At 66.3% G+C, this 9693-nt stretch carries 11 protein-coding genes and 1 pseudogene; 5 read left to right on the plus strand and 7 right to left on the minus strand.

All coding sequences use genetic code 11. From position 1 onward, the window contains the following. Positions 1-995, minus strand: a 995-nt coding sequence (locus tag EN780_RS19375) for a HAMP domain-containing sensor histidine kinase (RefSeq protein WP_133372646.1), incomplete at its 3' end; no start/stop codon positions are given. A gap of 108 nt (positions 996-1103) precedes the next feature. On the opposite strand from EN780_RS19375, the gene EN780_RS19380 reads away from it, so the two are divergent. Next, positions 1104-1631: a hypothetical protein gene (locus EN780_RS19380; protein ID WP_128275025.1), complete on the plus strand. Its 528-nt coding sequence runs from the start codon at positions 1104-1106 to the stop codon at positions 1629-1631. A 6-nt stretch (positions 1632-1637) separates the two neighbouring features. On the opposite strand, the pseudogene EN780_RS19385 reads toward EN780_RS19380, so the two are convergent. Further along, positions 1638-2653: pseudogene (locus tag EN780_RS19385) on the minus strand (zinc-dependent alcohol dehydrogenase family protein). Between the two features lie 25 nt (positions 2654-2678). Continuing rightward, the gene (locus EN780_RS19390; RefSeq protein ID WP_128275026.1) at positions 2679-3074 is read right to left on the minus strand and encodes a cupin domain-containing protein; all 396 of its coding nucleotides are present in this window, start codon (positions 3072-3074) and stop codon (positions 2679-2681) included. Positions 3075-3279: 205 nt separating this feature from the next. Between EN780_RS19390 and EN780_RS19395 the strand changes: the two genes are divergently transcribed. Further along, a complete protein-coding gene (locus EN780_RS19395) occupies positions 3280-4173 on the plus strand; it encodes a LysR family transcriptional regulator (RefSeq protein ID WP_128275027.1) in 894 nt (297 codons plus the stop codon). A gap of 143 nt (positions 4174-4316) precedes the next feature. On the opposite strand, the gene EN780_RS19400 is transcribed toward EN780_RS19395, so the two are convergent. The 4 genes from EN780_RS19400 to EN780_RS19415 are packed head-to-tail and all read right to left on the minus strand — an operon-like array spanning position 4317 to position 6793. Continuing rightward, on the minus strand, positions 4317-4658 hold the full coding sequence (locus tag EN780_RS19400) for a hypothetical protein (protein ID WP_127391579.1): 342 nt from the start codon (positions 4656-4658) through the stop codon (positions 4317-4319). Then, positions 4655-5536, minus strand: coding sequence for an NAD(P)-dependent oxidoreductase (locus EN780_RS19405; protein ID WP_127283431.1), 882 nt, complete (start codon positions 5534-5536; stop codon positions 4655-4657). Before EN780_RS19405 ends, EN780_RS19400 begins: the two co-directional genes overlap by 4 nt. Beyond that, the gene (locus EN780_RS19410; protein WP_128275028.1) at positions 5533-6069 is read right to left on the minus strand and encodes a gluconokinase; all 537 of its coding nucleotides are present in this window, start codon (positions 6067-6069) and stop codon (positions 5533-5535) included. The genes EN780_RS19405 and EN780_RS19410 overlap by 4 nt, the downstream gene beginning before the upstream one ends. Then, the gene (locus EN780_RS19415; RefSeq protein WP_128275029.1) at positions 6038-6793 is read right to left on the minus strand and encodes an SDR family oxidoreductase; all 756 of its coding nucleotides are present in this window, start codon (positions 6791-6793) and stop codon (positions 6038-6040) included. The genes EN780_RS19410 and EN780_RS19415 overlap by 32 nt, the downstream gene beginning before the upstream one ends. Before the next feature lie 77 nt (positions 6794-6870). Here EN780_RS19415 and EN780_RS19420 point away from each other — a divergent pair, with 77 nt between their 5' ends. The 3 genes from EN780_RS19420 to EN780_RS19430 all read left to right on the plus strand — a co-directional run. Next, entirely contained in the window at positions 6871-7818 is a 948-nt protein-coding gene (locus EN780_RS19420; protein WP_128275030.1) for a 2-hydroxyacid dehydrogenase, read from the plus strand. A 67-nt stretch (positions 7819-7885) separates the two neighbouring features. Then, entirely contained in the window at positions 7886-8920 is a 1035-nt protein-coding gene (locus EN780_RS19425) for an L-idonate 5-dehydrogenase (RefSeq protein ID WP_128275031.1), read from the plus strand. A 48-nt stretch (positions 8921-8968) separates the two neighbouring features. Further along, the coding region (locus EN780_RS19430) for a LacI family DNA-binding transcriptional regulator (RefSeq protein WP_245500023.1) at positions 8969-9693 on the plus strand (725 nt) is incomplete at its 3' end.

A 9693-nucleotide genomic window follows, 5' to 3' on the forward strand; every position in this document is an offset into this window, starting at 1 on the left:
ACATCGAGCTCATCGTCCGTGTCGATCCGCGCCGACACCAGCGTCGCCACATCCTCGACCGCTTCCGCCAGGCGGAAGGGCGCCGGGTCAAGCATCATCTGCCCGGCATTGATCTTGGAGAAGTCGAGGATGTCGTTGATGATGGTGAGCAGTGCGTTGCCGGACTTGACGATGACGTCGGTGAAGGTCTTCTGGCGCGTCGTCAATTCGGTCTTGGCCAGAAGCTCGGCCATGCCGAGCACGCCGTTCATCGGCGTGCGGATCTCGTGGCTCATATTGGCCAGGAATTCCGACTTGGCGCGGTCGGCCGCCTCGGCCTTGAACAGCGACGCGGCGGTCTCGGCGAAGGCCCGGCGGATCGCCTTTTCCATCGGCCGGAAGACCCAGAAGGCGACGATGGCGAGCACGGCGAACAACAGGCCGCTCGCCCACAGGAGCAGCCTGTCGCTGGCGGCGTCGGCCAGATGACGTTCATTGTCCATGGCGGTGCGCACGCGCACCAGCATCGGCTGGGCAAACAGGTCGTTCTGGTTGCGGATCTCGCGGTAGCTCCATTCATCGACCTTCTGCGCCACCGACATCAGGTTGAAGTTGCGCACCATGTCGCGCGTCGACCAGAACAGGTCGCCGTTGACGGAGGCGGAATCGAGGTCGTTGAGGGTGCTCTTCGACAGACGCGGCCTGATGGCGGCAAGCTGGGCGGTTAAGGCCTCGATCTCGCCGGAGAGCCGCTCGGAATGGCCGCGCGCCGACGCCACCAGCCCATCGCGCGTCTCGGCGCGCCAGGCGGTGCCTGTGGTCTCGGCGAAGTTGGTGGCGTTGCGCAGATCGCGGCCGAAAATCACCAGATTGCTGCTCAGCGCGTCCACGTTGTGACGGAAGGAGTTGACCCGGTTGAGCGCGAACATGACCGCGGTGGAGGCCAGCGCAAAAATCAGCAATCCCGAGAGATAACGGACCCGGATCGACCGGATGAAGGAAGAATATTCCGGCATGCGCAACCCCAACACATACGCATAATTATAATTGTCGGGATTACGCTTGATTTACATTAAGATTTCGTTCGCGCGGCGGTCACCGCGCGGTGTGTTGAGGACCTCAAAATGCGGGCAGTGTGCTTTTCGGCGATCGGTTTCGCTTCGGTGCTGCTGTCGACCTTCGCCTGCTGGGTCGCCGCCTCGAGCGGCGCGGCGGCAGCCACGACCACGAACCTTTATAAATTGTGCCGCCAGGTGAAGAACGACGACACGATCCGCCCCTATTCGCACGACCTTTACGACGGCACGGCCAAAGCGTTCAAAAAGCTGTTTCCGGACGCCAAAGCCGCGCCGCAGGAGTCCGAATTGCAGGCACAGGCCAGCTATCGCTGCATGAACGGCAAAGTGCTGGTCTGCTTCGTCGGCGCCAACCTGCCTTGCGCCAGGATGAACGCCTCGCGCGACAATCCCGGCGCGGATGAATTCTGCAAGGCCAACCCGAATGACGACGTCGTGCCGGCCTTCGCGACCGGCCACGACGCCGTCTATTCGTACAAATGCCGGAACGGCAAGGCGGTGGTCACCGGCAATCCGTGGCAGCTCGACAAGCGCGGTTTTGCCGCCAAGCTGTGGACCGTGCTTCCCGGCAACTGAAGCCGGCTAAACGGAAAGCATCACCTTGATCGCGCGGCGCTCGTCCATGGCGCGGTAGCCTTCGGCGACTTCCGCCAGCGGCAGCAGCAGGTCGAAGACCTTGCCGGGCTTGATCCTGCCCTTGAGCACGCGGTCCATCAGGTCGGGCAGGAAGCGGCGGACCGGCGCCGGGCCGCCGAGCATGCGCTTCTGGCCGAAGAACAGGCGCTGTCCGTCCAGGGAAACGTCATGCGGCACGCCGACATAGCCGATGGTGCCGCCGGGTCGCGAGACGGCCAACGCCTGGTCGAAGGATTCGGCCGTGCCGACGCATTCCAGCACCGAGTCGGCGCCGACGCCCCTGGTAAGGTCCTTGATGCGCGCCACGCCGTCCTCGCCGCGCTCGGCCACGATGTCGGTTGCGCCGAACTCGCGGGCGAGTCTCTGGCGGCTTGCGTGGCGGCTCATGGCGATGATGCGCTCCGCGCCCATCTCCCTCGCGGCAAGAACGCCCATCAGGCCGACGGCGCCGTCACCGACCACGACGACGGTCGACCTTGCCGCACCTCGGCCGCGTCGGCCGCATACCAGCCGGTGCCGAGCACGTCCGAGACGGCCAAGAGGTCAGGCACCAGTTCGGCCGGTGGAACCTCCGCGGTAGCCACCAGCGTGCCGTCGGCCAGCGCCACGCGGGCGTAAGGCGCTTGCGCGCCCGACATGAACTCGCGCTGCACGCAGGAAGACTGGAAGCCGAAGCGGCAATGCGGGCAGGTGTTGTCGGAGAGGCAGAACGAGCCGACGACGAACTGGCCGGGGCGAACGTTACGCACCTCTGCGCCGACCTCGACGACGATGCCGCAATATTCGTGGCCCATGTGCATCGGGCCGTCCACCGGTTGCAGCCCGCGATAGGGCCACAGATCCGAACCGCAGATGCAACTCGCCGACAGCTTGATAATGGCGTCCGTCGGGTGAAGGATTTTCGGATCGGCGACTTCCTCGCAGCGGATGTCGCCGGGCTTGTGGAGAACGGTTGCGAGCATTTTTCTTCCTTTCGTTCGATCGGGATCAGGCGCCGTAATCGGCGTCGCTGACATGTTCCAGCCAGTCCACGGCCTTGCCGTCCCTGGGCTCCTGGACCGCGATGTGGACCATCGCGGTGTTGGGCGAAGCGCCGTGCCAATGTCTTTCGCCGGGCGCGAACCAGACGACATCGCCTGGCCGGATCTCCTCGACCGGGCCACCCTCGCGCTGCACGCGGCCGCGGCCGGAGACGACGACCAGCGTCTGTCCCAGAGGATGCGTGTGCCATGCGGTGCGGGCGCCTGGCTCGAAGGTCACCTGCGCGCCCTGCACCCGCGCGGCGTCGAAGGGGTTGAAGAGCGGATCGATGCGGACCGTGCCGGTGAACCAGTCCGAGGGGCCGTTGGCGGAGGGTCTCGTGCCGGCGCGAATAATGTCCATGGTGATCTCTCGTCTGATGCGGTCATTGTGGGCGGCCGCAAGGTGGCTGCGGGATCTTCGACCCAGTCGGCCGCGTCCGACCGGCGCACCGGAGAGCCTCCTGCGCCGACTTGCGGGGAACATATTGCGGTCGACCTCGTTCGAATAGGCGATATAATCCGCATGGACTTATCGAGATCTGATATAAATCTGGCACAAGGCAGCGATGCAGCGCGACGGCATGAAGGATCTGCTCTGGTTCGTGGCGGTCGCGCGCGAGCGCAGCTTCACCAGGGCGGCGGCGAAGCTCGGAACCTCGCAGTCGACGCTCAGCCACACGATCAAGGAGCTGGAAGCGCGCCTGGGTGTTCGGCTGCTGACGCGCACGACGCGAAGCGTCGCGCCGACCGATGCGGGCGAGCGGCTCTACCAGTCGCTCGTGCCGCGTTTCGAAGAGATCGAAGCTGACCTCGCAAGCCTGGTGGCTTTTCGCGACAAGCCGTCGGGAACGGTCCGCATCACGCTCTCCGACCATGCGCTGCAGTCGACCGTCTGGCCAAAGCTCGAGCCGATGCTGCGCGACTATCCCGACCTCAATGTCGAGCTCTACAGCGACAACGGCATGCGCAACATCGTCGAGGAGCGCTTCGATGCCGGCGTGCGGCTCGGCGAGAGCATCGACAAGGACATGATCGCGGTGCGGATCGGCCCGGACTGGCGGCTGGTGGCCGTCGCCTCGCCAGACTATTTCGCTCGCCGCCCGGTGCCCAGGACGCCGCAGGATCTGGTCGCGCACGACTGCATCAACCTGCGGCTGACGACGTTCGGAGGCCTCTATGCGTGGGAATTCGCCAAGGCCGGCCGCGACCTCAGGGTCCGGGTGGAGGGCCAACTCACCTTCAACTCGACCATCCCGATGGTCGACGCCGCGATCAGCGGCTCAGGCATCGCCTATGTGCCGGAAAGCCTTGTCAGCCGCCACATCGCCGAGGGACGGCTGACGCTGGTGCTCGGCGACTGGAGCCCGCCCTTCGCCGGCTATCATCTCTACTATCCGAGTCGGCGGCAGCTCTCGCCGGCATTGGCGGTGATCGTCGAGGCGCTGCGGCACCGGAGCTGAGGGGCAGGAGCGCTTGTTGGCCAAATCAGCCGCTGCCCGCCGTCGATGGTCTCGCCGGTCATGAATTCGCTCTGCGTGAGATAGAGATAGGCAGGCGCCACTTCCTCAAACACTACACGCTGATCCGCGACGGTTATTGGGGGTCAATCGCCCGCCAGGGGAAACTCATTGGCGATCGTGACATGGTGGTGGATGCGGCCCTCGAAATATCGCGACAGCACCGCTTCGGTCGCGGCGCGCGATTCGGCGCGGGCGGGGCTGGCGAGGGCCGCGTCGACCGCCGCCATGTCGCGGTAGTTGATCGCCAGGATCATCGGGTATTCCGGCGCGCCGTCGTCGCGCTTCTCGGCGAAGGAGACCCTGACATCGAGCGCGCCCGGGAAGGCTTTCCATTTGGGCAGGACGGTCTCGATTACGTCCCTGCGGAACGCTTCCGTCTGGCCGTCCTTCACCTTGCCTTCGAACAGTGCGTAGCGCGTGATCATTTGCCGTCCTCTTTGCGTTGGAAGAATTCCATCAGTGCGGCCTGGTCCTCGCCGCCCAGTCCGGCGGCGGTCAGCAGCCGGTGCACCTCGGCGCAGAGCGCCGTCAGCGGCATCGCCGTATGGGTACGCCGCGCCAGGTCCTGGGCGGCGTTGAGGTCCTTGACCATGTTGTCGATGCGGCCGGTGCGCCGGTAGTCGCGGGTGGCGAAGCGCGGCAGATATTCCTGCAGGATGGCGCTGTCGGCGCGGCCGCCCTTGAGCGCCTGCGGGATCTTGAGCGCGTCGACGCCGGCGTCGAGCGCCAGCCGGGTCGCCTCCGCGACGGCCATGAAATTCAGCGCGCACAGCACCTGGTTGATCAGCTTGGTCGTCTGGCCGGCGCCGGCCGGGCCCATATGCGTGTAATTGGCAGCGACGTCGCGCAGCACGGTATGGGCATCCGCGACATCCTTCTCCTCGCCGCCGGCCATCAGCGTCAACGCGCCGATCAGCGCCTTCGGCGCACCGCCGGAGAGTGGGCTGTCGACCCAGCGCAGACCCTTGTCGCTCGCGTCGGCGGCGAGCTGGCGCGTCGCGTCGGGATCGATTGACGACATGTCGATGATCAGCGTGCCGGGCTTCGCGCCGGCGGCCACACCGGCATCGCCGAACACGGCGCGGCGCACGATCGCCGCCGAATTGAGGCTGAGGATGACGTAGTCGGCGGCGCCGGCAGCCTCGGCCGCGCTCGCCATCGCGGTCGCGCCCTTGGCGACCAGCACTTCCACCTTGGCCTTGTCGAGGTCAAACACGGCGAGGCGATTGCCGGTGGCGAGCAGGCGCTCGCCGATCGCTCCACCCATGGCGCCGGCGCCAATCAGTGCCACTTTGTTGGTCATTTCGGTCCTCCCGCCAGCCTGTCAGCTATGTCGGCGACGATCTCATCGAGCTCCGCGTCGATTGTCACCGCGATCGCATTCTCGTCCTTGCCCGGCACCTCCAACGTCGCGAACTGGCTGTCGAGCAGACTGGTGGGCATGAAGTGGCCGGTACGCTCATGCATGCGCTTCGAGATCAGCGCGCGCGACCCGTCGAGATAGATGAACAGCACCGGCGCGCCCGCCTGCTCGGTGATGAAATCGCGATAGGTGCGTTTCAGCGCCGAGCAGCCGACTATGACCGGCGCGGGCCGCTGCCGCAGCGTTTCGCCGACCTTGGCCAGCCAGGGCCACCTGTCGGCATCGTCGAGCGGAATGCCGGCGCTCATCTTGGCGATGTTGGCCTGCGAGTGCAGCTTGTCGCCATCCACATATGTCGCCGCGATCGCATCGGCGAGCGCCTCGCCGACCGTCGTCTTGCCGGAACCGGTGACGCCCATGACCACCATGCGCGGCGGGGGATCAGATCGAAGCCGTGATGCCGCCATCGACATAGAGAATGTGTCCGTTGACAAAGGATGACGCCTCGGAGGCCAGGAAGACGCAGGCGCCGACCAGTTCCTCGACCTTGCCCCAGCGGCCGGCCGGCGTGCGTTTTTCGAGCCAGGCGCTGAATGCCGGGTCGGCGACGAGGGCTGCATTGAGCGGCGTGTCGAAATAGCCGGGCGCAATGGCATTGCATTGCAACCCGTGCTTGGCCCAGTCGGTCGCCATGCCCTTGGTGAGGTTGCCGACCGCGCCCTTGGTCGCGGTGTAGGGCGCGATGCCGGGGCGGGCGAGCGCGGTCTGGACGCTGGCGATGTTGATGATCTTGCCGCGGCCGCGCCCGATCATGTGCCGCGCCACGGCCTGGCCGACATGGAAGACGCTGGCGACATTGGTCTGCAGCAGGCGCTCGAAGGCGTCGGCGGGAAAGTCCTCGAGCGGCGTGCGGAACTGCATGCCGGCATTGTTGACCAGGATGTCGATCGACCCGCCGGCAAGCTCGAAAGCGTCGATGGCGGCACGGACCGCATCATGGTCGGTGGCGTCGAAGGCGAGCGTCGCGGCGCCCGGAATGTCCGCTGCCGCGGCACGCAGCTTAGCTTCGTCGCGGCCATTGAGGACCACTTTGGCGCCGGCTTCGGCGAGGCCCTTGGCCAAGGCAAAGCCGATGCCTTGCGAGGAGCCGGTTACGAGCGCGGTGCGCCCGGTGAGATCGAACAGTTTGGACGACATTTTCCTGATTGCCTCTCGTCGCTGAGCGTCTTATGTTATCGATAACATCATCTGTCAAGTCAAGTGGAGCGAATACGATGCAGCGGCCTCACATCCTTCAGGTTGGACCCTATCCCGCATGGGACGAGGAGCCGCTCAACGAAGCCTTCACGGTGCACCGCTATTTCGCGGCCGACGACAAGCCGGCCTTTCTCGCCGAGGTCGGACCGCTCGTGCGCGGCATTGCCACGCGCGGCGAGCTTGGCGCCAACCGCGCCATGATCGACGCCTGCCCGTCGCTCGAACTCGTTTCCGTCTATGGCGTCGGTTTCGACGCGGTCGATCTCGTGGCCTGCCGGGAGCGCGGCGTGCGCGTCACCAACACGCCGGACGTGCTGACCAACGACGTCGCCGATCTCGGCATCGCCATGATGCTGTGCCTGTCGCGCGGCATGATCGGCGCGGAGCGCTGGGTGCGCGACGGCAGCTGGGCGGCGAAGGGGCTCTATCCGCTCAAGCGCCGGGTCTGGGGACGGCGGGCCGGCGTGCTCGGCCTCGGCCGCATCGGCTATGAGGTGGCCAAGCGCCTTGCCGGCTTCGGCATGGACATCGCCTACAGCGACGTCGCGCCGAAGGACTTTGCCGCCGATTGGGAGTTCCTCGCCGATCCCGTCGCGCTGGCCAGGCGTTCGGACTTCCTGTTCGTGACGCTTGCCGCTTCCGCCGCGACGCGCCACATCGTCAACAGCGAGGTGATCGCGGCGCTCGGCGAGGAAGGCATGCTGATCAACATCTCGCGCGCCTCCAACATCGACGAGGACGCGCTGCTCGACGCGCTCGAGGACAAGGTGCTTGGCTCGGCCGCGCTCGACGTCTTCGAAGGCGAGCCGAAGCTCAATCCACGCTTCCTGGCGCTCGACAACGTGCTTTTGCAGCCGCACCATGCCTCGGGCACGGTCGAAACGCGCAAGGCGATGGGCAGACTGGTGCGCGACAACCTCGCCGCTCATTTCGCCGGCCAGCCACTCATCTCGCCGGTGCTTTAGCTTACGCAATCCCGGACGGAAAACCGTCATCCACTTTTCCTGGTATTGCTCGAGGAGTTCGCCCACCATGAAGTCGATCGTCATCCACGCCGCCAAGGACCTGCGCATCGAGGACCGTCCCGTCGAGGAGCCGGGGGCGGGCCAGGTGCTGTTGCGTCTTGCCGCCGGCGGTATCTGCGGCAGCGACCTGCACTACTACAATCATGGCGGCTTCGGAACGGTGCGCCTGAAGGAGCCGATGATCCTCGGCCATGAGGTCTCCGGCGTGATCGAGAAGCTCGGCCCGGGCGTCAGCGGGCTGGAGCCTGGCCAACTGGTCGCTGTCTCGCCGTCGCGGCCCTGCTACGGCTGCCGTTACTGCCGCGAGGGGATGCACAACCAGTGCCTCAACATGCGATTCTACGGCAGCGCCATGCCGTTCCCGCACATCCAGGGCGCGTTCCGTGAAATGCTGGTGGCCGACGCGCCGCAATGCGTGCCGGCCGATGGATTGAGCGCCGGCGAAGCGGCGATGGCCGAACCGCTGGCGGTCTGCCTCCACGCCACGCGCCGGGCCGGCGAGATGCTTGGCAAGCGCGTGCTGGTGACCGGCTGCGGGCCGATCGGCCTGTTGTCGATCCTCAGTGCGCGGCGCGCGGGCGCGGCCGAGATCGTCGCCGTCGACCTCGCCGATTTCACCCTGTCGATGGCGCTGCGCGCCGGCGCCGACAAAGCGATCAACACGCGGACAGATCCGGAGGGGCTGGCCCCCTATCTCGCCGACAAGGGGACGTTCGACATCCTCTACGAATGCTCGGGCGCGGCGGCGGCGCTGGCGCAAGGCATCGCGGCGACGCGTCCGCGCGGCACGATCGTGCAGCTCGGCCTCGGCGGCGCCGAGATGGCGCTGCCGATGTCGACGGTTACCGCCAAGGAACTGTCGATCAACGGCTCGTTCCGCTTCCATCCGGAATTCGCCGTCGGCGTCGGGCTGATGCGCAAGGGGCTGATCGACGTCAAGCCGCTGATCACCCACACGGTGGCGTTCGACGAGGCGCTTTCCGGCTTCGAGCTTGCAAACGACCGAAGCCAGGCGATGAAGGTCCAGATCGCCTTTGCATAAGCGCCGGCGGCGCGTTGCATTCCGTTGTGATATCGATAACGTACGGCCATGCAGTCCTCGCCCAAGCGCCCGACCATGGCCGATGTCGCGCATCGCGCCAACGTCTCGACGATGACCGTGTCGCGCGCCTTCAAGCGCGACGCCTCGGTCAGCGCCGACACGCGAGACCGCATCCTGCAGGCGGCTGAAGAGCTCGGCTATGTCTTCGACAGCATCGCCGCCAACCTTTCCTCGCGGCGCTCCGGTTTCGTCGCGGTGACGATACCATCGATCAACAATGCCAACTTCGCCGACACGGTGCGCGGCATGACCGAGGGCCTGCGCGACAGCGGGCTGGAAATCCTGCTCGGCTTCACCGACTACAATGTCGAGGAGGAAGAGCGCCTGGTCGGGCAGTTGCTGCAGCGGCGGCCGGAAGCGATCATCGTCACCGGCGGCAGGCACACGCCGCGCTGCCGCAAGATGCTGGCCAATGCCGGCGTGCCGGTGGTGGAGACGTGGGATCTGCCGAGCGATCCGATCGGCCACGTCGTCGGCTTCTCCAACGCCGAGGCCGGGCGGCTGATGGTCGATCATCTCGTCGCGCGCGGTTATTCCAGGCTCGGCTTCATCGGCGGCGACACCTCGCGCGACACGCGCGGCCTCGACCGCCGGCGCGGCTTCGTGGCGGCGCTGCAGGACCGCGGCCTCGACGCCTCGCGCGTCATCGCCTCCGGCGTGCCGCCGATCTCGATGCGCGAGGGCGCTGCCGCCATGGTCGAGATGATCTCGCG

Source organism: Mesorhizobium sp. M4B.F.Ca.ET.089.01.1.1, assembly GCF_004022605.1.
In the GTDB taxonomy this organism is placed as follows: domain Bacteria; phylum Pseudomonadota; class Alphaproteobacteria; order Rhizobiales; family Rhizobiaceae; genus Mesorhizobium; species Mesorhizobium abyssinicae.

Bases quoted from the DNA above. Each gene is read 5' to 3' on its own strand.
- EN780_RS19390 (WP_128275026.1), bottom strand. From the start codon at position 3,074: ATGGACATTATTCGCGCCGGCACGAGACCCTCCGCCAACGGCCCCTCG.
- EN780_RS19410 (WP_128275028.1), bottom strand. From the start codon at position 6,069: ATGTCGATGGCGGCATCACGGCTTCGATCTGATCCCCCGCCGCGCATG.
- EN780_RS19400 (WP_127391579.1), bottom strand. From the start codon at position 4,658: ATGATCACGCGCTACGCACTGTTCGAAGGCAAGGTGAAGGACGGCCAG.
- EN780_RS19415 (WP_128275029.1), bottom strand. From the start codon at position 6,793: ATGTCGTCCAAACTGTTCGATCTCACCGGGCGCACCGCGCTCGTAACC.
- EN780_RS19395 (WP_128275027.1), top strand. From the start codon at position 3,280: ATGCAGCGCGACGGCATGAAGGATCTGCTCTGGTTCGTGGCGGTCGCG.
- EN780_RS19405 (WP_127283431.1), bottom strand. From the start codon at position 5,536: ATGACCAACAAAGTGGCACTGATTGGCGCCGGCGCCATGGGTGGAGCG.
- EN780_RS19420 (WP_128275030.1), top strand. From the start codon at position 6,871: ATGCAGCGGCCTCACATCCTTCAGGTTGGACCCTATCCCGCATGGGAC.
- EN780_RS19425 (WP_128275031.1), top strand. From the start codon at position 7,886: ATGAAGTCGATCGTCATCCACGCCGCCAAGGACCTGCGCATCGAGGAC.
- EN780_RS19380 (WP_128275025.1), top strand. From the start codon at position 1,104: ATGCGGGCAGTGTGCTTTTCGGCGATCGGTTTCGCTTCGGTGCTGCTG.